The following is a 24,236-nucleotide window of genomic DNA, read 5'->3' as shown; positions in this document are numbered from 1 at the left end:
AAACCATTATCGTGTACGGCATGCGTACGCCGTTGCGGATCGCCGTCGCCCAGCCGCTGACCCGCTCCCACGACGTCGAGGGCAACGCCGTCCGGCACGCCGACGCGGTACGCGCCGCCGGGGCCCGCGTGGTGTTGTTCCCGGAGATGTCGCTGACCGGGTACGAGCTGACCGCCGCGCCGCTGGACCCGGCCGACCCGAGGCTCGCGCCGCTGCGGGCGGCCTGCGCCGACACCGGGACGCTGGCGCTGGCCGGGGCGCCGGTGCCCGGGCCGCACATCGGGGTCCTCGCGGTCGACGCCGACGGCGTGCGGGTCGCGTACCGGAAGATGTGTCTGGGTGGCGCGGAGCCGCGGCACATGCGACCGGGCCGGGAGCCGGCGGTGCTCGATGTGGACGGCTGGCGGCTGGGCCTGGCCGTGTGCAAGGACACGGGGACGCCGGAGCACGCGGCGGCGACGATGGCGCTCGGCGCGGACGCCTACCTGGCGGGGGTGCTGGAGTCGGCCGAGGACGCGGCGGTACCCGACGAACGCGCCCGCCGGGTCGCCGCCGCGCACGGCGTGTGGGTGGTGACTGCGAGTTTCGCCGGCTCGACCGGGGGCGGGTACGCGCGCGCCGCGGGCGGTTCCGGGATCTGGTCACCGGCGGGTGAGCCGGTGGTCCGTGCCGGCACCGGCGTCGGCGAGGTGGTGGCCGCCGATCTGCGGTGACCGTCAGCCCTCGTCGGCGCCGCCGCGCAGCCGCTCGTAGCCGTCGATCAGCTTCCGCAACGCGGCGGCGGTGACCGGGTCGATCTTGTCGTCCTCGGCCGCGTCGTCGATCTTCTCGCGCAGGTCCTCGACCCGCTTGTCCCGGTCCTTCGGTTTGCCCCGGTCCAGCTCGCCGGCCTTCTTCCGCAGGTCGTCGGCGGTCTTGCGGTCGATCAGGCCGATCGACTCGGCCCGGTCGAGCAGCTCACCGAACCGGTCGCCGAGCTGACGCAGCGTCACCGGTTCGGATGCCGTCGACGGCGGCGCGGCGCTGGTGGGCTTCGGGGCGGGCGGTTCGGCGGCGCCGGTCGACGGGCCGGCGGTGGGCGCGGCGGCCGGCGGGGTGCCGGAGCCGTCGCCCCACACCAGCGAGCCGACCACGGCGAGCAGCAGCACCAGGGCACCGGCCACCAGCAGCCCGAGCAGCCGGTTCGACGAGACCGCCGGGCGCGGCGGCGCGACGGGACGTGCCGGCGGGACCGGGCGGGACGCGGCGGCCGGGGACCGCTCGACGAGGGTGGGCGGGTGCGCCTCCGGCGCCACGGTGGGCAGGATCGCGGTCGGCGGGTCCACCGGACGGCCCGCGCCGAGCCGCTCGGCGAGCCGGGCCGCTGTGGGCCGCCGCTGCGGGTCCACGGCGAGGCAGGCCAGGACCAGGTCGCCGACCTCCGGCGGCAGGCCGGGCACCCGCAGCGGCGGCACCGCCGGACGGTTGCGCCGCACGTCCAGCACGTCGTCCCAGCTGCGCACCGGCAGCGGCGCCCGCCCGGCGAGGCTGCGGTACAGCAGGACGCCGAGCGCGTACACGTCGCCGGCCGGGTTCGCCGGGCCGGGGTCGAGGCGTTCCGGGGCGAAGTAGGCGGGGGTGCCCATCAGCAGCGCGCCGGTCTGCCCGGTGACCGGGTGCGGGCCGGCGGGCGCGGCGATGCCGAAGTCGAGCACCTTCGCGCCGGTCTCGGTGAGCATCACGTTGGCCGGCTTGACGTCGCGGTGCACCACGCCGATCCGGTGCGCCGCGGCCAGCGCCCCGGCGACCTGCCCGGCCGTGCGGACCGCGTCCGACCAGGCCAGCGGCCCGCCGGCCAGCCGGTCGGCGAGCGTCTGCCCCTCCACCAGCTCCATCACCAGGTACGGGACCACGACGCCACTGTCCAGCGTCGCCTCGCCGTAGTCGTACACCTGGGTCACGTGCGGGTGGGTGAGCCGTGCCGCCGCGCGGGCCTCGCGCTGGATGACCGCCCGCAGTTGCGGGTCGGCGGCGAGCTGCCCGGCGAGGGCCTTGACCGCGACGGGCCGGTGCAGCACCTCGTCGTCGGCGCGCCAGACCTCGGACATCCCGCCGAGGCCGATGCGTTCGCGCAGGACGTACCGGTCGTGCAGGCGCAGGGCGGGCGTGAACGGCGACATAATTCACCAGGCTGCCATGCGCGGCACCGGCCGCACCAACCCGCGCCCCCGTTTCGTCCCGTTCCGGCGTTCTTGCGCCCGCCGCCGCCCCGGTCAGGCCGGGTACAGCTCGTCGCGCATGCGGGCCAGCAGCTCCGGGGTCCGCTCCGGCGGCGCGGCCTCGACGCACAGCCGTTCCATCGCCTCGGCGTAGAAGTCGAGGTCGTCGCGTTTGTCCAGGTAGATCGCGCTGGTGAGCTGCTCGATGTAGACGATGTCGGGCAGGTCGGCGTCGCCGAAGCGCAGGATGCTGAACGCGCCGCTGGCCGCGGCGTGCCCGCCGGCGGCGAACGGGACGATCTGCAACCGCACGTGCGGGCCCGACGTCGCCTCGATCAGCGCGTCCATCTGCTCCCGCATCACCGCGGCGCCGCCGATCGGGCGGCGCAGCACCGCCTCGTCGAGCACCGCCCACAGCTGCGGCGGGTTCGCGCGCCGCAGCAGCTCCTTGCGCTGCATCCGCAGCTCCACCCGCCGGTCCAGCTCCGCCGCCGACGCGGCGCGGTGGCCGAGCAGGATGACCTCCCGGGCGTACGCGGCGGTCTGCAACAGGCCGGGTACGAACTGCACCTCGTACGTGCGGATCAGCGCGGCGGCCGCCTCCAGGCCCAGGTACGACTGGAACCAGGCGGGCAGCACGTCACCGTAGCGGTGCCACCAGCCCGGGCTGTTCGCGTCGCGGGCCAGCTTGAGCAGCGCGTCGCGGTCCTCGGGCGCGGTGACGCCGTAGAGCGTGAGCAGATCGGCCACGTCGCGCTCCTTGAAGCCGACCCGGCCCAGCTCCATCCGGCTGATCTTCGACTCCGACGAGCGGATCTCCCAGCCGGCGGTCTCCCTGCTGACCCCGGCGCTCTCCCGCAGCCGGCGCAGCTGCCCGCCGAGCAGCATGCGCAGCACTGTCGGACCGCTTGTCGGACCACCCTCGACGGGCACCGTCGCCACCTGACCGCCCTCGCATCCCGACCGCCCCGGCCGGGCACCCTCCCGGACCGACGAGTAAGCATGCCATGAACCGACAGTGAGGTGAACTCCTCCGGACGGACGGAGTCAGTCCCGTGTACGGGACGGCGGGATCAGGTGGTCGAAGTCGCCGTCCCGGGCGCCGAGCACGAACGCGGCGATCTCGTCCACTGTGTAGATCAGCGCCGGGCCCTCGGGGTGCCGGGAGTTGCGGACCGCGATGCCGCCACCGCCGGGCAACTCGGCCAGTTCGACGCAGTTGCCGCTGGGGTTGCTGCGGCGGCTCTTCAGCCAGCGCATCGGCGGCAACTCGGTCGCGGGCACGCCGTTCGGGGGTTGCTGCATGGGCGTCCTTCGGGATGAGCCAGCCGAGGCCGCGGGGAGGAGCGGTGGGTGGCGACGTCTGTCGACTGAGGAGTGAGATGCACGTGCATCTGCTATTGCATCTGCAATGGACAGAGAGCATGATAGCGGAAATACGGTGTGCCGGTTCGTTCACGCACGGTGACCCGAGCCCGGCCCCGGGGACGCCGCTCCGCGCGGCTTCGGGACTGCGGTGAGGAGGACGCGTTGGCGGATCCGATGACCATCGCCTCCGGCATCTCCGCGGCGGGCGCGATCGTCTCCGCCTGGCAGTTACGCCGCCGCGCGCTGCGCGCCGAAGCCGAGATCGAGCTGCTGCAGGCCGAGCTGGCCGCCGAGCGGCACGCCGCCAGCCACGACCCGCTCACCGGGCTGCCCAACCGCCGGGCGTTCTTCCGGCTCGCCGCCGCCCTGCTCACCGACCCGGCCGGTCAGCCACTCGTCGCGGTCGTGCTCGACCTGGACAACTTCAAGCAGGTCAACGACCGCTACGGGCACGCCGCCGGGGATCAGGTGCTGGTCAGCGTGGCGCAGCGGCTCGCCGCGTTCGCCGGCCCCAACCTGGTCGCCCGGCTCGGCGGCGACGAGTTCGCCGGCCTGCTGGCCAGCCCCACGGCCGACCGCCGGTGGATCGAGCACGCCACCCGGCGGCTCTGCGAGGCGCTCGCCGCGCCGATCCCGCTGGGCACGCGCAGCATCCAGGTCACCGCCTCGGTCGGGCTCGCGCCGGTGCACTGCCCCACCCAGCTCGCCGACGCGCTCTGCCGCGCCGACGCGGCAATGTACGAGGCGAAGACGCTCGGCCCCGCCCGCCCCGCCCGCCAGCTCGTCGCGGAGTGCTGAGCCGGCACCGCCCGGCTCGTCGCGGGGCGCTCAGCCCGGCTCGTCGCGCGGCGCTCAGCCCGGCTCGTCGCGCGGCGCTCAGCCCGGTCCGGCGGCTCGTCGCGGTGCCGGCCGGGCTCGGTCCGGCCGGTCAGCGCCAGCCGTAGCCGGCGCGCAACGCCTGCCCGACCCGGTCGAACCGCGGCCGGTCCAGCACCGCACCCTCGCGGCGGATGCTGTCCTCGCGCATGGTGAGCACCCGGTCCAGGCGTACCCAGCTCGGCCGGTTGTCCCGGTCCCACTCCCCCGGGCCGAGCGCCAGCCAGTGCCGCTGACCGTCCCGGTCGCTCTGGCTGGACAGCATCAGCCCGAACAGCGTCCGGCTGTGCCGGCCCACCACCAGCACCGGACGGTCCTTGCCCTGACGCGGGTCGTCCTCGTACGGCACCCAGGTCCAGACGATCTCGCCCGGGTCGGCGTGGCCGTCCGGCTCCGGGGCGTACGACAGCTCACGGCGCTGCAACGCGCTCACCTGGCGGCGGCGCGCGACCTGGGCCGGGATCGGCCCGCCGGTGCGGGCCGGGGCGGGCACGACCCGGGTGATCCGGCCGAGCTTCGACGCCACGTTCTTCAACAGACCTGCCACGGCGGGCAGCCTAGTCGGCGGTGTCCGGCGGTCGCGAGGCGGCGCTGCCCCGTTGCCTAGGCTGGGAGCGTGGAGTTGCCCGACGATCTGCCGCTGTTCGAGCGCAGCGCGGTGCGGCTGGTGGTGCTCGACGCCGCCGACCGCCTGCTGCTGTTCCACACCCGCGACCCGGACCACCCGGACCTCGGCGTGTGGTGGGAGCTGCCCGGCGGCGGGCTGGACCCCGGTGAGACGTACCGGGAGGCGGCGGTACGGGAGCTGCGCGAGGAGACCGGCATCGTCATCGGCCCGGACGAGGTCGGCGCGCCGACGTGGCGGCGGCGGGCCAGCTTCCGGCACCGGCAGCGCCGCCACCTCCAGGACGAGGTGATCGTGGCGGTACGGCTGCCCGGCCCCGGGCCGGACGTGGACGAGGCGCTGCGGCTGGACTACGAGGTGGAGGACTACTTCGGGTTCCGCTGGTGGCCGCTGGCCGAGGTGCTCGCCGAGCGGCCGCGCTGCTACCCCGGGCGCCTGCCGGAACTGCTCCCGGCGTTCCTGGCCGGGACGGAGATCGACGAGCCGTTCGAGCTGTGGTCCTGACCGGCGGCGTGCCGCCGGGCGCGCCACCGGGCAGAGTGGAGGCGTGACCCCTCTGCGCGCACCCCTGGCCCGTTACGCCGAGCGGCTGCACCGCGCCGCCGGCGACACCCACCACGTCGCCTCCCCACTCGGCGCCTGGCTGCTGCTGGCGCTGACCGGCCCGACCGCCACCGGCGACGCCCGCGCGGCGCTGGCCGAGGCGCTCGGCGCCGACCCGGACGACGCCGCGGCCGAGGCCCGGGCGCTGCTGGCCGCGCCGCACCCGATGGTCGCCGCCGCCACCGCGCTGTGGGAGCGCACGCCCGCGGCGGAGCTGGCCGCCTGGCGGGCCGCCCTGCCGGAGGACACCGAGCGCGGTGCGCTGCCGGACCAGGCGGCGCTCGACGCCTGGGCCCGCGAACGTACCGGCGGGCTGATCGACCGTTTCCCGGTCGACGTCACCCCGGACACGCTGCTGGTCCTGGCCAGCGCGCTCGCGACCCGGGTGTCGTGGGCCGACCCGTTCGACACGGCTCCAGGCGCGGAGCTGGGCGCCGGCAGCGCCTGGTCGGGCCGCCTGCGGTGGGTGCTGCGCACGCCGCCGTCCGGGCACCGCTGCTGGGTGGCGGCCACCGGCCGGGCCGGCGACGTGGCGGTGCACGCGGTCCCGGCCGGCGACGGCCGCGCCGGGATGCTGGTGGTGTCGGTGGCCGCCGCGCCCGAGGTGCCGGCCGCCGACGTGCTGGCCGCCGCGCAGGAACTGGCGAGCGCCGCCGCGTTCGCCCCGGACGCCGTACCGGGTCACCGGTCGCTGTTCGACCTGCCGCTGGGCGAGACGCCACTGTGGGCGCTGCGGGAGGAGCCGACCCGGACGTACGCGGCCGACGGCCGGGAGGAACGCGCCACGGCGGTGCTGCCGTGCTGGTCGGCGCAGAGCCGGCACGACCTCACCGCGCCCGGGTTCGGCTTCGACGCGGCGGCGCGGGCGCTCGGCGAGCTGCTGGGCCTGACCGGGCCGGAGTTCGACGCCGCGCAGTCGGCGGTGGCGCGGTTCGGACGCTACGGCTTCGAGGCCGCCGCGGTGACCGCGTTCGGCCGGGCGACAGCGCTGCCGCCGGAGGGGGTCGCCCGCGTCGCGGAGCTGCGGTTCGGTCACCCGTACGCGGTGGTCGCGGTGACCACCGACCCGGACGGCGGCCCGTGGCACGCGCTGCCGGTCTACTCCGCCTGGGTGGCCGACCCGGAGGAGCTGCCCGCCGACGAGGCCGGATAGGCGGCGAGCGCGCTCCTGAGCTGGTCCAGCCCCAGCGAGCCGAGTTCCAGCGCTCGGTCGTGGAACGCCCGCCGGTCGCCGGGGAACGCCGCGCGGCCGTCGCGCCACACCCGCTCCCCCACCTTGTAGGTGAGCGCCTGCCCGGGCCGGCCCAGGTAGCGGGCCAGTTCCAGAGGCGCGTACGGGCCCTGGTGGCAGCGGTCGCGCAGCAGGTCCAGCGCGGCGTCCGGCGTCCACGGCGCGCCGCCGCCGGAGGGCATCGGCAGTCGCAGGTGCAGGCCGATGTCGAGCACCACCCGGGCCGCCCGCAGCAGTTGCATGAACAGGTGTCCCAGCCGGGCGCCCGGCTGCTCGTAGAGCCCGAGCTCGTCCATGAACCGCTCGGCGTACAGGGCCCAGCCCTCCTGGGCGCCGGAGAGCCCGCCGAGCAGGTTCAGCCGCTGCCCGGGTCCGCCCCGGCACGCCTCGGAGCCGAGGTGCAGGTGGTGGCCGGGGACGCCCTCGTGGTACGCGGTGCTGTACGCCCACCAGGTGGGGAAGTGCTCCCGGCCCTCGGGCAGCAGCCACGAGACCCGGCCCGGCCGCGTCAGGTCCCGTGACGGACCGATGTAGGCGGTGCCGCCCGACACGGTGATGCGTGACTCGATGCGCCGCAGCGGCGCGGGGATGTCGAAGTGGGTGCCGTGCAGCCGCTCGGTGGTGGTCTCCAGCAACTCCTGGAGCCAGGAGCCGAACGCGTCCCGGCCGTGCAGGACGCCCGGCGCGCCTGGGCGGTCGAGCCGGTCCCGCACCTCGGGCACGGTGCCGCCCAGGGCCTTCGCCTCGGCGACGAGTTCCGCCTCGATCGTGGTGAACTCGTCCCAGCCCCACTCGTACAGCTCGCGCAGGTCCGGTTCCGCGCCGAGGAAGGCCCGCACCCAGAGCGCGTACCGCGCCGGGCCGAAGGCCTCGTCGTCGTGCGCCAGCGGCGCGAGGTCCGCGGTGAGCGTCGCGGCGAACCCGCGGTAGGCCGCCTGGGCATCGCGCGCCGCCGCCTGCAACGACCGCTGCTGCGGGCCGTCGCCGTACCGGTCCACCAGGGTCGTGTCGTCGTCGATCCAGGCGCGGCAGCGCTGCGTCACCAGCTCCACCTGGCGCCGGGCCGGCAGGTGACCGCGGGCGGCGGCGAGCAGGAGGCTGCGGGCGTACCCGTCGAGTGCCGCCGGGATCGCGGCCTGGCGCGCGCCGACGCGGGCCCAGCCGTCCTCGGAGGCCGCGCCCTCGGCGTCGCGGCCCGGCACCGCCGACTCGACGCACTGTCGGATGAGCTGGAGCGGGCCGGTGGCCGCGGCGTGCAGTTCCCGCAGGTCCTCCCCGGCGTCGTGGAAGGCGATCCGGGCGCGCAGCCGCTCCGCGAGGTGGGCGTGCAGCGGGGTCGCGGGCAGCGCCTCGATCCGGCGCAGGGTGTGCGCGGCGAGGTCGGCGCGGGCCTGGTGACCGTCCGGGCTGTAGTCGGTGAGCCCGTCGACGTCCAGCTCACCGGCCTCGACCACGGCCGCACACGGATCGAGGCGGGCCACCTCCCGCAGCAGCCCTTCGGTGATGTCGTCGATCACGGCATCGAGGCTAGTCGCACGCCGGCGGGTTCTCGGTACGCTCCCGCCATGAACGTCGATGTGCCTCGCCGGCGCCCGATCCAGGCTGTCGCGGCCCTACCCGCCCTGCCCTGGTTGAGCATCCACCTGCTGCTCTACCTCGGCATCGCCATCGCGGTCCCGGTGCTGTGGCAGCTGACCCCGCCCGGCGGACTCGTCGAGGTCTCCGGCCCGGCCCTCACCGAGGTGTCGTCCGTGATCTTCAGCCGGGGCGGGCTGATCGTGAGCGCCCTGGCCGCCGGCAGCCTGGGACTGCTGCGCCTGCTGGCCGACGCCCGGTGGTACTGGTTCCGGCTGGCCGCGGTCCTGCTCGTCGCCGTGCCGTTCCCGCTGCTCGCGTTCGGCCTGGCCGGTGCGAAGGCGACAATGCCGGTAGCAGTCACCCATCTGCTGGTGGCGCTGCTCATCGTGCAGCCCCGGCATTCGCACGGGATGGCCGACCGGGCCCCCGCCCGGTGCCCACGGTGTTCGCGTCGGCCGGGTGCCCGGAACCGACGCGAACTCCGTGATCGACACGGTCAGACCGAGACGAGCTCCTTCTTCTCGGCCTTGGCGGCCAGGCGCTTCTCCCGCTCCTGGGCGCCGATCAGGTCGTCCGGCAGGGAGTCCTCCACCTCGATGTCGAACCGGCGCAGCAGCCGGATCGCGAAACCGCCGAGCGTGATCAGGATCAGCGCCACGCCGAAGCAGATGTACGCGAAGCCGATGCCCCTGCCCGGCCCGGTGCCGATCACTTCGCCCACCGAACCGGCCAGCGCCCCGCCCGGGGCGAGCATCGGCTCGAACAGGGCGGTGGCGCCCGGCGCGAGCAACGCGAAGCCGATCGGCAGCGTCGACCAGGAGATGGTCTGGTTGAGGCTGAACACCCGGCCGTGGAAGCGCTGCGGCACCTTCACCTGGACGATCGTCGCGTAGATCGACTGCGCGGTGGTCATCGACATGGCCAGCCAGCAGAAGCCGACGCAGATCATCGCCACCGACGCGTCCAGGCCGATCAGCACGCAACCGATCGCGGTGCCCAGGTTGCCGACCAGCACGCCGATCATGCGGCGCTTGCGCGGACCGCCCCACAGCGACATGAGGACGCCGCCGAGCACCGCGCCGACCGCCTCGGCCAGCGCCACCTGCGCCACCTGGGTCGGGCTGCCGAACGACAGCACCAGCGGCGTGATGAGCACCAGCGCGGGCGCCAGGAAGATGTTGCCCAGCGCGAAGTAGCCGAGCATCAGCCGGAACCCGCGGTGCCGCCAGGAGTAGCGCATGCCGTTGGCGATGGCCACCAGCAGCCGTTCCCGGGGCCGCCAGCCCAGCGCGTCCGGGAAGCGGACCACGGCGAGGGTGAGCACCGCGAACACGTAGCTGGCCACGTCGACCAGCAGGATGCCCTTCAGCTCGATGGTGGCGAGCAGGCCGGCCGCGAACGCCGGCATGAGCAGCGTGGCCACACCGGTGGAGAGCTGGGTGATGCCCATGGCGTGCCCGAGGTAGCGCTTGGGCACCAGCTGCGGCACCGCCGACTGGAACGCGATCCGCTGGAACGAACCGGCCACCGAACTGAGCGCCACCAGCATGTAGATGTGCCAGAGCACCAGGTTGTCGGTCCACAACAGGGCGGCCAGCACGAGCTGGACCGACCCGGCGAAGCAGCTCGCCGTCATCATGATCCGCCGCCGGCTGACCCGGTCGACCAGCGCGCCGGCCACCGGCAGCATGAGCACGCCGCAGATCAGCGCGAGCGCCCACAGCAGGCCGAGGTTCGCCACCGAGCCGGTGCGGTTGAACAGCCAGATCGGCAGCGCGAACGCGGTCAGCGCGGAACCGGTGCTGGAGATGAGCTGACCGGTCGTGATGGCCATGAACCGGCCCATGCTCGGCTTGACCGCGGTGGTGGGCTTGCGGTCCTCGCCCACCCGCAGCGTGTCGGCCACCACCCACCCGGCGTCCTCGCCCCGGGCCTCCGCGGTCAGCGCGCCGACGTCACCGGCGACGACCGCCGGGTGCACCCGCGTGACGATCTCGGCCAGTTCCTCGGCCCGGTACTTGAGGAAGAAGTGCCCGGCCTGGTCGAGCACCACGAGGCCGAGCGTGTCGCTGAGGAACTGCCACTCGGCGTACCGCTCGCGGTAGTAGTCGGTCACCGGGTCCTCGGAGCCGACCACCGAGATGATCGGTGCGCGCAGCTTCGTCGCCTGCTGGTCCAGCAGCCGGGTGAAGTACTCCTCCGAGGCGCGGGAGTCGGCCCGCATGTTGCTGATGATCCGGTCGGCCTGCTCCGGGTCCAGCTCGTCGGTGTCCACACCCATCGACTTGAGCCAGCTCGCGGAGTGCCTGTTGCTGCTGAGCCGTTCGAGGCGGTCGCGCAGCGCCGCGATCACGCCCTTCGGGCGGGCGAACGGGAACATGGCGCCGATGTAGACGGCCTCCAGGTCCCGGCCGGCCGCCTCGACCTTGCGGGCCACGTCGGCGAGGATGGCGCTGCCCACGCCGCAGTGGCCGTACAGGGCGATCGGTCCCTCGACCCGCTCCAGAATCTCGTCGGCGACCCGGCTGGTCAGCTCGTCGAACGGCAGCGCGTCCTCGCTGAGACCCACGTCGTGGCCGGGGATCGCCAGCGACCACAGCCCGTACCCGGCCGGCAACGCGTCGGCCAGCGGCTGGTAGACGATGGCGCTGCCGCCGCCGTACGGGACGCAGACGTACGTCAGCACCCGCTTGCCCGCCGGGATCGGCTTGGTCAGCTCGTAGAGCAGCCGGCGCGGCCCCTCCTGCGCGGCATCGCCGGAGATGAACGCGGCGAGTTCGCGGATGGTGCGCTGCTGGAACAGGTCCATCACGCCGACCGCCCGGCCGCCCAGCTCCGCCTTGCGGATCTTGGCGACCACCTGGGTGGCGAGCATCGAGTGCCCGCCCAGGTCGAAGAAGTCGTCGTCGATGCCGAGCGTGTCCACGCCCAGCACCTCGGACCAGATCGCGGCGAGCGCCCGCTCGGTGTCGTCGCGCGGCTCGACCAGCGCCACCGACGCCTCGCGGGTGACCACCGGCGCGGGCAGCGCCTTGCGGTCCAGCTTGCCGTTCGGGGTCAGCGGCAGCGCGTCGAGCGTGACGAACGCGGCCGGCACCATGTACTCCGGCAGCGTGTCCTTCAGCGCCGCCTTCAGCGCGGCGTGCTCCGCGGCGCCGACCAGGTACGCGGTGAGCCGCTTGTCGCCCGGGCTGTCCTCGCGGACGATCACCGTGGCCTCGGTGACGCCCGGCTGCTCGCGCAGCGCGCTCTCGATCTCGCCCAGCTCGATGCGCAGGCCGCGCAGCTTGACCTGGTGGTCGATCCGGCCCAGGAACTCGATCACCCCGGCGCCGTCCGGGCCGACGACCCAGCGGGCCAGGTCGCCGGTGCGGTAGAGGCGGGCGCCCGGCTCGTCCGAGTACGGGTCGGGGACGAACTTCTCCGCCGTCAGCGCCGGCCGGCGGTGGTAGCCGCGGGCCAGCCCGACGCCGCCGATGTGCAGCTCACCGGCCACCCCGACCGGGCACTGCGCGCCGGACGGGTCGAGCACGTGCAGCCGCAGATTGGCGATCGGCGCGCCGATCGGCACGCTCGTCATCTGCGCCAGCCGGTCCGGCTCGCACGCCCAGGCGGTCACGTCGATGGCCGCCTCGGTCGGGCCGTACAGGTTGTGCAGGCCGCACCAGGGCAGCCGGGCGGTGAAGTCGGCCGCCGACGCCAGCGGCAGCTCCTCGCCGGAGCAGATCACCCGGCGCAGCGCGGTGGCCGCCTCCACACCGTCCTCGGCGAGGAAGACGGTGAGCATCGACGGGACGAAGTGGGCGGTGGTGATCCGCTCGGACACCAGCAGGTCGCGCAGGTAGCCGGCGTCCTTGTGGCCGCCGGGCTTCGCCAGCACCAGGCGGGCGCCGGTACGCAGCGGCCAGAAGAACTCCCACACCGACACGTCGAAGCTCGCCGGGGTCTTCTGGAGCACCGCGTCGTCGGCGCCGAGGCCGTACGTCTTCTGCATCCAGTCGAGCCGGTTGACGATGCCCCGGTGCGTGTTCGGCACGCCCTTCGGGCGGCCGGTGGAGCCGGAGGTGTAGATGACGTACGCCAGGTGCTCCGGCCCGGCCGTCGGCCCGGGGTCGGTCCCGGGCTGGTCGGCCCAGACTGCGGCGTCGTCCAGTTCGAGCACCGTGGCGCCGGTGTCGGGCAGCACGTCGCGCAGGTGCGACTGGACCAGCACCACCGGCGCGTCCGCGTCGCCGACCATGAACGCGAGCCGGTCGGCCGGGTACTCCGGGTCCAGCGGCAGGTACGCGCCGCCGGCCTTGAGCACGCCGAGCAGCCCGGCGACCAGCTCCACCGACCGTTCCGCGCACACCCCGACGAGCGTCTCCGGGCCGACGCCGGCCGCGCGCAGCCGATGCGCGACGCGGTTGGCCTGCGCGTTCAGCTCGGCGTACGTGCGGCTGTGCCCGTCGATGGTGACCGCCACCGCGTCCGGGGTGGCCGCGGCGCGCTCCTCGATCGGGCCGTGCAGCGTCTGCTCGCGCGGGAAGTCCGCAGTGGTGTCGTTCCAGGCGGCGAGCAGGTCCCGCTCGGCGGCGGGCAGCAGCGGCAGCCGGGACACCGGGGTGTCCGGCGCGGCGACGACCGCGTCCAGCAAGGTGGTCCACCGCTGGGCCATCCGCTCCACGGTCACCCGGTCGAACAGGTCGGTGTTGAAGACCAGCTTGCCCCAGAGCCCGTCGACGGTCTCCACCGCGTGCAGCTCGAAGTCGAACCGGGTGGCCTGCAACTCCATCGGGGTCCAGGAGAACGTGACCTCGTCGGTGCGGGACACGCCGGTGAACCGGCCCATCTCGTAGTTCTGCAGCACGAACATGGCCTGGAACACCGGGGAGCGGCTGACGTCGCGCGGCAGGCCCAGCTCGTGGACCACCTTGGCGAACGGCACCTCGGCGTGCTCGAACCCGTCGAGCACGGTGCGGCGGGTGCGTTCCAGCAGCTCGGTGAACGTCGGGTCGTCGCCCAGGTCGGCGCGCAGCGGCAGCATGTTGATGAACATGCCGACGAGGTTCTCCAGCTCCGGTGCGGACCGCCCGGCCACCGACGCGCCGATCGCGAAGTCGTCCTGGCCGGAGTGCCGGGCCAGCAGCACCTGGTACGCGGCGAGCAGCGTCATGAACAGCGTGCCGCCGCTGTCGCGGGTGAGCGTGTTGAGCGCCTCGGTGGCGGCCGGGTCGAGCTGGAACTCGACGAAGTCGCCCCGGTACGTCTGGGTGGCCGGGCGCGGCCGGTCCAGCGGCAGTTCCAGCGGCGTGATGCCGGCCAGCCGCTGCTTCCAGTAGTCGACGTGCGCCCGCGCCTGCGGACCGTCCAGCTCCTGGGCCTCCCAGACGGCGAAGTCGCCGTACTGGATCGGCAGCGCGGGCGGCTCGCCGCCCCGGTAGAGCGTGATCAGGTCGCGCAGCAGCACGTCCACCGACCAGCCGTCGCCGACGATGTGGTGCTGGGCGAGGAACAGCACGTGGTCCTCGGCGGTCAGCCGGATCAGCAGGGCCCGCAGCAGCGGACCGTTCGCCAGGTCGAACGGCTCGGCCGCCGCCGCGTCGACGAGCGCCTGCGCGGCGGCCTCGTCGGGCGCGTCCACCACTGTGAGCGGCACGTCGGCGGTGTCCGCGACGACCACTGTGGGACGGCCGTCGGCGTCGGCCGGGAAGCGGGTGCGCTGCGACTCGTGCCGCTCGGCCAGCCCGGTCAGGGCGGCACGCAGCGCGTCCACGTCCAGTGGTCCGCGCACCCGCAGCGGCACCGCGATGTGGTACGCCGCCTCGCCCGGGGCGAGCTGGTCCATGAACCAGACCCGCTCCTGGGCGTAGGACAGCGGCACCTCCGCGCCGGACGGGCGGGGGGTGATCCGGGCCGCGGGAGCGGTCTGGCGGGCGCGTAGCCGTCGGGCGATCAGCGCCTGCCGGGCCGCCTCGCGGGCCGGATCCTTCAGGTCGGTCATCAGTTGGTTCCCTCTTCCGCCGCGAGCAGCGCGGCGACCTCGGTGTCGGAGAGCCCGTCGAGTTCGGCGGCGATCCGCTGTTCGATCTGGGCGGCCAGGTCCGCCACCACGGGGCTGCTGAACAGCGCCCGCATGGGCAGGTCGACGTCCACCTCGGCGCGGATCCGGGCCATCGCCCGCATGCCGCGCAGCGAGTTGCCGCCGAGGGCGAAGAAGTCGTCCAGGGCGCCGACCTTCTCCACCTGGAGGATCTCGGCGTACACCTCGGCGACCAGCCCTTCGGCATCGGTGCGGGGCGCGACGTAGCTGTCCTGGGCCTGCTCGGCCGCCGCCGGGGCGGGCAGCGCGGCACGGTCCAGCTTGCCGTTCGGCGTCAGCGGCAGCGCGTCCAGCCGGACCAGGGCGGCCGGCACCAGGTGCGCGGGCAGCTCGCGGGCCAGTTCGGCGCGGACCGAGTCCTCGTGGGCCGGGCCCACCAGGTAGCCGACGAGCGCCGGCTCGCCGCCGTCGGTGCGTACCGCCGCGGCGGCGGCGCGCACGTCCGGGTGGGCCAGCAGCGCCGCCTCGACCTCGCCCAGCTCGATGCGCATGCCGCGCACCTTGACCTGGTCGTCGCGGCGGCCCAGGTAGTCCAGCGTGCCGTCGGCGCGCCAGCGGGCCAGGTCGCCGGTGGCGTACATCCGGGCGCCGGGCGGGCCGTACGGGCAGGGCAGGAACCGCTCCGCGGTCAGGCCGGGCCGGTCGTGGTAGCCGCGGGCGAGCTGGGTGCCGGTGACGTACAGCTCCCCCACCACGCCCGGGGGCACCGGCCGCAGGGCGGCGTCGAGCAGCAGCGCCCGGGTGTTCCAGGTGGGCGTGCCGATCGGCACCGGGCCGGCCGGGACCGGTTCGCCGGGGGCGATCCGGGCCGCGACGCAACCCACAGTGGCCTCCGTCGGGCCGTACTCGTTGATCACCGCCACGTCGGGGTGTGCGGCCCGCCAGGCGACGAGCTGCTCCCCGGTCAGCGCCTCGCCGCCGATCACCAGGTCGGCCGTCGGCGACAGCTCGCCGTCGAGCAGCGGCAGGTGACTCGGCGTGACCTTGAGGAAGGCCGGCCGGCCACCGGCGCGGGCGGCGGGCTCGTCGATCGCGGCGAGCCGGACCGTGCCGCCGGCCGTCAGCGTGCCGAGCAGGCCCGTGACGGTGAGGTCGAACGACACCGGCGAGTGCAGCAGCGCCACCCCGGAAAGCCCCGGGTAGGTGGCGCGGGCCCACGCCAGGTACGCGGTCACCGCCCGGTGCTCGACCACCACGCCCTTCGGGCGGCCGGTGGAGCCGGAGGTGTAGAGCACGTACGCCGGGTGCTCCGGGCGCAGCGGCGCGACCCGGTCGGCGTCGGTGAGGTCGTCGCCGGCCTGGTCCGACCCGACCTCGCCGTCGAGCACCAGCGCGTCGCCGGGCACCAGGGCGGCGGTGTCCGGCGTGGTCGCCACCAGCGCCGGTGCGGCGTCGGCCAGGAGGTACGCGATCCGGCCGGCCGGGTACGCGGTGTCCACCGGCACGTACGCGGCACCCGCCTTCAGCACCGCGAGCATCGCCACGACGAGGTCGCAGGAGCGGGGCAGCGCCAGCGCGACCCTGGTCTCCGGGCCGGCGCCGCGCGCCACGAGCAGCCGGGCCAGCCGGTTCGCGGCGGTGTTCAGCTCGCCGTAGCCGAGCGTCACGCCGTCGCAGACCAGCGCCGCCGCGTCCGGGGTGGCGGCGGCCTGCCGCTGCACCTCGTCGACCACAGTGGTCACCGGCACGTCGTGGGCGGTGTCGTTCCAGGCGTCGAGCACCTGTTCCCGCTCGGCGTCGGTGAGCAGCGGCAGCGCGCCGACCGTACGCTCCGGCTCGGCGACGGCGGCGGCGAGCAGCCGTACGTAGCGGCTGACCACCGTCTCGGCCGTGGCCCGGTCGAACAGGTCGGTGCGGTAGACCAGGCGGCAGTCGCCGGTGGTGATGTCGAAGGCCAGGTCGTCCTTCGTGGTGCCCAGCTCCACCGGGTCGAGGCCGGAGTCCGGGATCCAGTTCAGCGCGGTCTGGAAGATCGGCTGCACCGACGGGTCACGCTGCGGGTCGACCGCCTCGACGATCTTCTGGAACGGCGTCTGCCCGTGCTCCATGGCGTCGATCAGGCCGTTGCGGACGCGGCCGAGCAGCGCCGCGAACGTCGGGTCGCCGGAGACGTCGCAGCGCAGCGCCACCGGGTTGACGAACATGCCGATCAGCGGCGTCAGCTCCGGGTTGTCCCGGCCCGCGGTGGAGACGCCGACCACCACGTCGGCGTCGCCGGAGATCCGCGACAGCAGCGCCGCGAAACCGGCCAGCAGCACCATGTACGGGGTGGCCTGCGCGCCGGTGGCCAGCGCGCCGACGCGGTCCAGCAGCCCGTCGGGCAGCGTGAAGCGCACCTCGTCACCGGCGAACCCGAGCTGGGCCGGGCGGGGCCGGTCCAGCGGCAGGCCGGTGACCGGCGGCGCGCCGGCCAGGTGACCGGTCCAGAACGCGAGCTGACGGTCCAGTTCCTCGCCGGTGAGCTGCTGGCGCTGCCAGACCGCGAAGTCGGCGTACTGGATGGGCAGCTCGGGCACGGCGGGCTCGGCGCCGGTGCGCGCGGCCTCGCAGAACGCGAGCAGCTCGGCGTGGAACAGCACCGCCGAGTGGCTGTCGAAGACGGCGTGGTGCACCACGAACGCCAGCGCCAGCCCTTCGGTCATGCGGATCAGCCGGGCCCGCCACAGCGGCGCCGCGTCCAGCGGGATCGGCAGGCGCGCCATCTCGCCGCGGATGCGCTCGAACTCGGCCCGCTGCTCACCGGCGGGCAGGTGGGTGACGTCGGTGACGGGCAGCGGCGCCGGCTCGTGGGCGCGTACGACCTGCACCAGCGCGCCGTCGTCGGTCCGCAGGTGGGTACGCAGCGCCTCGTGCCGGGCGATCACCCGGTTGACCACGTCACCGGCCGTGCCGGCGTCCACGCCGGCCGGGAACAGCCACGGGAAGGACACGTTGAACACCGGCGAGCCGGCGTCGAGCTGGTTGGCCATCCACACCCGCTCCTGGGCGTAGGAGGCCGGGAAGGTCCACTCCTGGCTCGTGCTCATGAGAGGGCCTCGCGCACGGAGCGGGGACGCATGTCGGTCCAGACCTCGTCCACGTGGGCCAGGCACTGCTCGCGGCTGCCGGCGAAGCCGGTGTCGTGCCAGCCGGCGGGCAGGTCCCGGTCGGCCGACCAGATCGAGTACTGCTCCTCGTCGTTGCGGACGACCAGGAATCGGGGTTCGGCCATGTCAGTTCGCTCCTGCGTTCTCGGGGGTGTGCGGCTCGGCCATCGCGACGGCGATCTTGCGGGGACCGGTGAACGGTTCCCGGCCGTGCGCGGCGGTCATGTTGTCCACCACCAGCACGTCGTCGCGCTGGTAGTCGAAGCGGACGGTGGCCGCCCGGTAGGCGGCGCGCAGGTGGTCCATGACGTCGGCGGGGATCTCGGCGCCGTCGCCGTAGTAGGTGTTCGAGGGCAGCCCGTCGGCGCCGAACATGGCCAGCAGCCCTTCCTGGTAGTCCTTCGGCAGGGTGCTGAGGTGGAAGAACGTGGCGTGGTTGAACCAGCGCGGTGTGTCCGACCCGGGCCGGTGGTGCACCACGTCGCGGACCGCGCGGGTACGCAGGCCGTCCTTGCCGACCCACTCCACGGTGATCCCGTTGTCCGCCGCGTACGCCTCGACCTCGACGCGGCTCTCGGTGTTGAACACCTCCTGCCAGCGGGTGCCGAAGTCGCCGTGGAAGTTGCGCACGAGCATCCACCGGCGGCGGATGAACTCCTCCCGGACCGCCGGGTCGATCAGCTCGTAGACCCGGCGCACGTCGGCCAGCGGCGTGGCACCCTGGGTCTGCGGCGGCGTGACGCAGTAGAAGAACAGCGTCAGCGGCCAGCGCGCCTGGTACGAGTTCTCGTTGTGCAGGAAGATCTCCTCGTCCGGCGGGTAGTCGGTCGAGGTGTAGACCCGGCCCTTGATGGAGTGCCGGGGCGAGGAGCGCTCGGTGTAGGTCAGCGGCTCGCCGGCGAGCGCGCGGACGGCCTGGTCGAAGCCGTCCACGCCGCCCACGTCGAAGCCGCGGAACAGCAGCCCCCCGCTGGCGACGAGGGTGTCCCGCAGCTCGGCGCGCCGGGCCGTGATCAGGTCGGTCAGCGCCCGGCCGTCGCTCTCGACGACCACCGGCAGCGTCGCGGTTGTCTCGCTCATGGTGCGGTGTCTCCTTGTGTGCGTCGGGATGTCAGCCGCGGGGCAGCCGCGGGATGGCCGGGATCGCCGCCGGGGCGGCCGGTGCGTCGGCGGGCGCCTCGGCGCGCAGCTCCTCGATCCGGGCGGCCAGTCCGGCCACCGTGGGGGTCTCGAAAAGGCTGCGCATCGGCAGCCGCACGCCGGTCGCCTTGCGCATGGCGGCGATGAGCTGCACGGCGACCAGCGAGTTGCCGCCGAGGGCGAAGAAGTCGTCGTCCACGCCGACGTCGGTGACGCCGAGGCCGTCGCGCCACACCTGGGCGATCGTCTTCTCCAGTTCGGTGCCGGGCGCCGCCGAACCGCCGCCGGTGGCGGCCGTCGTACCGGCCGGCGCGTCGGTCTCCTCCGCGAGGCTGTCGGTGGTGACCCGGGCCGCCCGGCGCCGGATGTCGGCGACGGTGCGGGTGGCGATCACCACCTGGGCGCCGAGACCGGCGGCCAGGCTGCGGCGGAACGCCTCCGCGCCGTCGACCGGGCGGATGTCCTCGGTGACCGGCGCCGGGGCGTCACCGGTCGCCGCCGGGGACTCGGCCAGGTTGCCGGCGACCGCGTCCTGGTCGACCCGGCGCAGCACGAAGTCGCTGATCGCGACCAGCTCCCGCCCGTCCGGGTCGCGCAGCGACAGGTCGGCGGCGACCACCTCGTCGGTGGCGGCGGGCCGGTGCCGCAGGTGACTGTGGAACGTCGCCGGCAGCGCGCCGCGCACCACGATCCGGCCGTACGACAGCGGCAGGTAGGTGCCGGAGCCCTGCCCGCGCCCGAACGCGGTCGCCACGTCCAGCAGCGCCGGGTGCATGCCCCAGGAGGGCAGGTCACCGAGCGCGGCGGCGGGTGCCTGCACCCGGGCCAGTTCCTCGCCGTCGGCGAGGTGGTGCTCGGCCAGCGCCGCCCAGCGCGACCCGAACGTGAGCATGCTGGTGCGTCCCCGGCCGAACGAGGCGTCGTCGTCGACCCGCCGCCCGGCCACCGCCGGGACGGCGGCCGGCGGGGCCGCGTCGGTGGTCCACCCGGCGGTGCCGCGTACGTGGGTGCGCGCCTGGCCGGCGGCGAGGCTGGCGACGGTGAAGTCGGTGCCGTCCTCGGCCGGGGTCAGCTCGACCCGGTACTGGGCCACGGTGCCGTCCGGCACTGAGAACGGCTCCAGGAACACCACGTCACGCAGCTCCACCGCGGCGTCCGGCCCCGGCGCGGGCAGCGCGGCCACCACCGCGGCGCGCACCGACTCCAGGTGGGCGGTGCCCGGCACCACCGGCACCCCGCCGATCCGGTGCTCGTCGAGCAGCCAGTGCGTGTCCGCCGCGACGAGGCCGTGCAGCACCGTGCCGTCCGGGCCGGCGACCATCGTGGTGAGCACCGGATGGTCGACCGCGGTGGTCACGGTGTCCCGCCCGGCGGCCCGGAACGCGGCCGGCGCGGCGGTCTCCACCGCCATGCCGACCTCGGCCCAGCCGCCCCAGTTCTGCGACACCACCGGCGCGCGGAACCCGGTGCCGGAACGCGCGAACGCGTCCAGGAAGTTGTTCGCGGCGCAGTAGTCGACCTGGCCGAACCCGCCGATCACCGCGGTGATCGAGGAGCAGAGCACGACGAAGTCCAGCGGCAGGTCACCGAAGACCCGGGCCAGCGCCAGGGTGCCGGCCAGCTTCGGGGCCAGCACGCGCCGCGCCTCGTCGCGCTCCTTCACCTCGGCCATGCCGCCGCCGGGCAGACCGGCGGCGTGCACGATGCCGTCCAGCCCGCCGAACCGGCGCTCCGCCTCGTCGCGGACCCGGCGCAGGTCGTCCGCGTCGGTGACGTCGGCGGCCAGCACCAGCACCTCGGCGCCCGCGGCCTCCATCCGGCGGATCGCCGCGATGGCGCGTCCGGCCCGGTCGGCGCCGCCGTGCACCGCCAGGTGGGCGTCCCAGTCGTCGCGCTCGGGCAGCCCGGAACGGGCCAGCAGCACCAGCTTGGCGCGGGCCCGGCGGGCGAAGTCCTCGGCCAGGGTGACGCCGATGCCGCCGAGACCGCCGGTGATCAGGTAGCGGCCCTCCTCGCGCAGCACGCCCGGCTCGTCCTCGGCGGCCACTGTGACCTGCTCGTAGCCGGCCAGCCAGCGGCGGTCGCCGCGCAGCGCCACCTCCGGGTGCTCCGCGTCGACCGGGCTGCGCAGCTCGGCCACCAGGGCGGCCACCCCGCGCGCGGCCGGGTCGGTGTCGAGCAGCCGCACGGTCAGGCCGGGCAGCTCGGCCGGGAGCACCCGGGCCAGGCCGGCCAGCGTGGCGTGCTCCGGGCGGACCAGGTCGTCGCCGCGTACGTCACCGATGCCGGCGGTGACCAGGTCCAGGCGTACGCCCGCCTCGTCGGCCGTCACACCGGCGCCGGCCAGGGCCTGCACCAGGTGCAGCGCGCCGAAGAAGCCGCGCTCCTGCGCCGCCCAGGCGGCCGCCGGGTCGGTCCCGGCCGGGTCGCCGTCGAGCGCGAACGCGTGCACGATCCGCCGGGGCAGGTCGGCGCCGAGCGCCGCGACCAGTTCCTCGGCGTCGGCGCGTACGCCGGGACGCAGCCGGAAGCCGTTCGCGGTGGCGGTGAACGCCTCGCCGGCGCGTACCTCGACCGGGTCGTCACCGGCGGCGCGCAACGCGGCCACGAGCGCCTCGCCGCGCGGGCCGTCGGCCAGCACCAGGCAGCGGCCCAGCGGCTCGGCCGTGCGGACCGGCGGGGCCTGCCGCCACGCCGGCACCGCGAACCACTCCGGCAGCGGGCGGGGGCCGGTCTCGGCGGGCGCCGCGGCGACCTCCTGCTCCGGGTCCGGGTCGATCCAGTAGCGGCGCCGCTCGAACGGGTACGTGGGCAGCGGCACCCGCCGCGCGTGCGGGTCGGCCGGGAGGCTCACCGGCACCCCGGCGCACCAGAGCGCGCCGGCCGTGCCGAGCAGCGCGGCCACGTCGCCGGTCTGCTCGCCGGGGCCGGGCAGGCTGCCCAGCGGCGTCAGCGCGCGCTGCGCCTCGCCGGCCTTGGCGACCTGCATCCGGGCCAGATTGGCCAACTGGCGGCCGGGGCCGCACTCGACGAGCGCCCAGGTGCCCTCGGCGAGCAGCGTGGCCACGCACGCGCCGAAGCGGACCGGGCGGCGCAGGTGCGCGGCCCAGTACGCCGGGTCGGTGGCCTGCGCCTCGGTGATCCAGGTGCCGGTCACGTTCGACACGAACGGCACCGCCGGGGCGCGCAGCGGCACCGTCGCCATCAGCGCGGTGAACTCGTCCAGGATCGGGTCCATCATCGGCGAGTGGAACGCGTGCGAGGTGCGCAGCACCTTCGACTTGTTCTTGCCGCCGAGGCTCGCCGCGAACTCCTCCACCAGCGCGGTCTCACCGGCGACCACGCAGGTGCCGGGACCGTTGACGGTGGCCACCGACAGGCCCTCGGGCAGCCGGCCGGCCACCTCCGACTCGTCCAGCGTGACCGCGAGCATCGAGCCGGCCGGCAGCGAGTGCATGAGCCGGCCCCGGGCGGCCACCACGCGCAGCGCGTCGGCGAGGTCGAGCACCCCGGCCACCGTCGCGGCCACGTACTCGCCGATGGAGTGGCCGATCATGGCGGCCGGGGTCACCCCGGCGGCCCGCCAGGCGGCGGCGAGCGCGTACTCGACGGTGAACAGGGCGGGCTGGGTCCAGCGGGTCTGCGTGAGCTTGTCCGCCGCCTCCGGGTCGCGGCCCAGGATCAGGTCGCGGATGTCCAGGCCCAGCTCGGGGCGGAGCAGCTCGGCGCACTCGTCGACGGCGGCGGCGTACGCGCTGTCCTGCGCGTACAGCTCGGCGCCCATCCCGGCGTACTGCGCGCCCTGGCCGCTGAACAGGAACGCCACCCGGGGCACGGGCCCCTCGGCGGCGCCCCGGTGACCCTTGCGCCGCTCGCGCAGCGCGGCGGCGGCGGACGCCGGGTCGCCGGCGACCACTGCGGCGCGGTGGGCGTACACCTGGCGGCCGACGCGCAGCGTGTGCGCCACGTCGGCCAGCGCGACGTCGCTGCCGCTCTCCAGGTGGTCGGCGAGCCGCCGCACGGCGGTGTCCAGCGCGGTCGGGGTCTTCGCCGACACCTGGAGCAGGTGCGCCGGGCGGACGGACGGCTCGGGCCGGCCCGCGGCCGGGGCCTCCTCCAGCACCACGTGTGCGTTGGTGCCGCCGATGCCGAAGGAGCTGACGCCGGCCCGGCGCGGACCGCCGTCGGTGTCCCACTTGGTCAGCGTGTTCGCCACGTAGAACGGGGTGTCGGCGAAGTCGATGGCCGGGTTCGGCGTCTCGTAGTTGATGGTCGGCGGGATCAGGCCGTGTTCCATCGCCAGCACCGTCTTGATCACGCTGACGATGCCGGAGGGCTGGCTGAGGTGGCCGATGTTCGACTTCACCGAGCCGATGCCGCACCAGCCGCGCTCGTCGGTGTCCTTGGTGTAGACGGCGGACAGCGCGGCGACCTCGATCGGGTCGCCGAGCGCGGTGCCGGTGCCGTGCGCCTCGACGTAGCTGATGCTGCGCGGGTCGACGCCGGCCAGCTCGACGGCCTGGGCGACGGCCTCCATCTGCCCGTCGATGCTGGGGGCGGTGAAGCCGACCTTCCCGGCGCCGTCGTTGTTGATCGCGTTGCCGAGCACGACCGCGCGGATGGTGTCGCCGTCGGCGATCGCGTCGGAGAGCCGCTTGAGCAGCGTCACGCCCACGCCGCTGCCCCACACCGTGCCGTTCGCTCCGGCGTCGAACGGGCGGCACCGCCCGTCCGGCGAGGTGAAGCCGTCCATGCCGAGGTAGCCGACGTGCGGCAGCTCGATGTTGACGCCGCCGGCCAGGGCCATGTCGCACTCGCCGTTGCGCAGCGCCTCGCAGGCCAGGTGGAACGCCACCAGGGAGGTGGAGCAGGCGGTGTGCACGGTCATGCTGGGCCCGCGCAGGTCCAGCCGGTACGACACGTTGGTGGCCACGTAGTTCGGCGAGTTGCCGGTGGCCAGCGAGACCGCGCCGTGCGGGTTCCCGCCGACCCGCTTGTTGCGCAGCACGTTGCGGTGCATGTACGTGTTGCCGCCGGTGCCGGCGTACACGCCGACCGCGCCGTCGTAGCGGCCCGGGTCGTAGCCGGCGTCCTGCAACGCGGTGTAGCAGGTCTCCAGGAACAGCCGGTGCTGCGGGTCGGTGATCTCGGCCTCGCGGGCGGTCATCCCGAACAGGCCGGCGTCGAACTCGTCGTAGCCGTCCACGAGCGGGGCGCGGTTGACCCAGCCCGGGTCGTCGACCTCCTGCGGCTGGGCGCCGCGGGCGAGCTGCTCCTCGCGGGTCAGCTCGGTCGTCGACTCCACGCCGTCGACCAGGTTGCGCCAGAACTCGTCGACGTCGGCCGCGCCGGGCAGGCGGGCGGCGAGCCCGACGATGGCGATGGGCTCGACGCCGTCGTCGGCCGGAATGTCGTTCTGCATGGGGGTTCCTTCATTCACAAGGGATCG

At 74.8% G+C, this 24,236-nt stretch carries 14 protein-coding genes; 4 read left to right on the top strand and 10 right to left on the bottom strand.

The window, feature by feature from the left end:
* Positions 1-20 precede the first annotated feature (20 nt).
* On the top strand, positions 21-713 hold the full coding sequence (locus tag M8C11_RS07380) for a carbon-nitrogen hydrolase family protein (RefSeq protein WP_252448958.1): 693 nt from the start codon (positions 21-23) through the stop codon (positions 711-713).
* A gap of 3 nt (positions 714-716) precedes the next feature.
* On the opposite strand, the gene M8C11_RS07375 is transcribed toward M8C11_RS07380, so the two are convergent.
* From M8C11_RS07375 to M8C11_RS07365, 3 genes are all read right to left on the bottom strand, one after another.
* Positions 717-2,159: a serine/threonine-protein kinase gene (locus M8C11_RS07375; protein WP_252448956.1), complete on the bottom strand. Its 1,443-nt coding sequence runs from the start codon at positions 2,157-2,159 to the stop codon at positions 717-719.
* 93 nt (positions 2,160-2,252) lie between these two features.
* A complete protein-coding gene (locus tag M8C11_RS07370; protein ID WP_252448954.1) occupies positions 2,253-3,140 on the bottom strand; it encodes a helix-turn-helix transcriptional regulator in 888 nt (295 codons plus the stop codon).
* Between the two features lie 105 nt (positions 3,141-3,245).
* Complete coding sequence (locus tag M8C11_RS07365) at positions 3,246-3,503, bottom strand: DUF397 domain-containing protein (protein ID WP_120570193.1); 258 nt, start codon at positions 3,501-3,503, stop codon at positions 3,246-3,248.
* 225 nt (positions 3,504-3,728) lie between these two features.
* Here M8C11_RS07365 and M8C11_RS07360 point away from each other — a divergent pair, with 225 nt between their 5' ends.
* Positions 3,729-4,364, top strand: a complete 636-nt coding sequence (locus M8C11_RS07360) for a GGDEF domain-containing protein (RefSeq protein WP_120570194.1) — start codon at positions 3,729-3,731, stop codon at positions 4,362-4,364.
* A gap of 130 nt (positions 4,365-4,494) precedes the next feature.
* Here M8C11_RS07360 and M8C11_RS07355 read toward each other — a convergent pair whose 3' ends face one another.
* Positions 4,495-4,989, bottom strand: coding sequence for a type II toxin-antitoxin system PemK/MazF family toxin (locus tag M8C11_RS07355; RefSeq protein ID WP_120570195.1), 495 nt, complete (start codon positions 4,987-4,989; stop codon positions 4,495-4,497).
* Positions 4,990-5,058: 69 nt separating this feature from the next.
* On the opposite strand from M8C11_RS07355, the gene M8C11_RS07350 reads away from it, so the two are divergent.
* Together M8C11_RS07350 and M8C11_RS07345 are read left to right on the top strand one after the other, a co-directional pair.
* A complete protein-coding gene (locus tag M8C11_RS07350) occupies positions 5,059-5,571 on the top strand; it encodes an NUDIX hydrolase (RefSeq protein WP_252448952.1) in 513 nt (170 codons plus the stop codon).
* Positions 5,572-5,614: 43 nt separating this feature from the next.
* Complete coding sequence (locus M8C11_RS07345) at positions 5,615-6,823, top strand: hypothetical protein (protein ID WP_252448950.1); 1,209 nt, start codon at positions 5,615-5,617, stop codon at positions 6,821-6,823.
* On the opposite strand, the gene M8C11_RS07340 is transcribed toward M8C11_RS07345, so the two are convergent.
* The 6 genes from M8C11_RS07340 to M8C11_RS07315 form a co-directional block, all read right to left on the bottom strand.
* Positions 6,769-8,418, bottom strand: coding sequence for a DUF885 domain-containing protein (locus M8C11_RS07340; protein WP_252448948.1), 1,650 nt, complete (start codon positions 8,416-8,418; stop codon positions 6,769-6,771). The two genes, M8C11_RS07345 and M8C11_RS07340, sit on opposite strands and share 55 nt — an antisense overlap.
* A 557-nt stretch (positions 8,419-8,975) precedes the next feature.
* Positions 8,976-14,462, bottom strand: coding sequence for a non-ribosomal peptide synthetase/MFS transporter (locus tag M8C11_RS07335; protein ID WP_252448946.1), 5,487 nt, complete (start codon positions 14,460-14,462; stop codon positions 8,976-8,978).
* Entirely contained in the window at positions 14,462-17,587 is a 3,126-nt protein-coding gene (locus M8C11_RS07330) for an amino acid adenylation domain-containing protein (protein WP_252448944.1), read from the bottom strand. The genes M8C11_RS07335 and M8C11_RS07330 overlap by 1 nt, the downstream gene beginning before the upstream one ends.
* Positions 17,584-17,772 (bottom strand): MbtH family NRPS accessory protein, encoded by a 189-nt coding sequence (locus M8C11_RS07325; protein WP_120570202.1) that lies wholly within the window; start codon positions 17,770-17,772, stop codon positions 17,584-17,586. The genes M8C11_RS07330 and M8C11_RS07325 overlap by 4 nt, the downstream gene beginning before the upstream one ends.
* A gap of 1 nt (position 17,773) precedes the next feature.
* The gene (locus M8C11_RS07320; protein ID WP_252448943.1) at positions 17,774-18,727 is read right to left on the bottom strand and encodes a TauD/TfdA family dioxygenase; all 954 of its coding nucleotides are present in this window, start codon (positions 18,725-18,727) and stop codon (positions 17,774-17,776) included.
* Positions 18,728-18,758: 31 nt separating this feature from the next.
* A complete protein-coding gene (locus tag M8C11_RS07315) occupies positions 18,759-24,209 on the bottom strand; it encodes a type I polyketide synthase (RefSeq protein ID WP_252448941.1) in 5,451 nt (1,816 codons plus the stop codon).
* Positions 24,210-24,236 lie beyond the last annotated feature (27 nt).

The sequence above is a fragment of the Micromonospora sp. CPM1 genome (genome assembly GCF_023896895.1).
GTDB lineage: Bacteria > Actinomycetota > Actinomycetes > Mycobacteriales > Micromonosporaceae > Micromonospora > Micromonospora tulbaghiae.
Note: the sequence above shows the minus strand (reverse complement) of the source record. Positions and strands in the feature narration are given on the sequence as shown.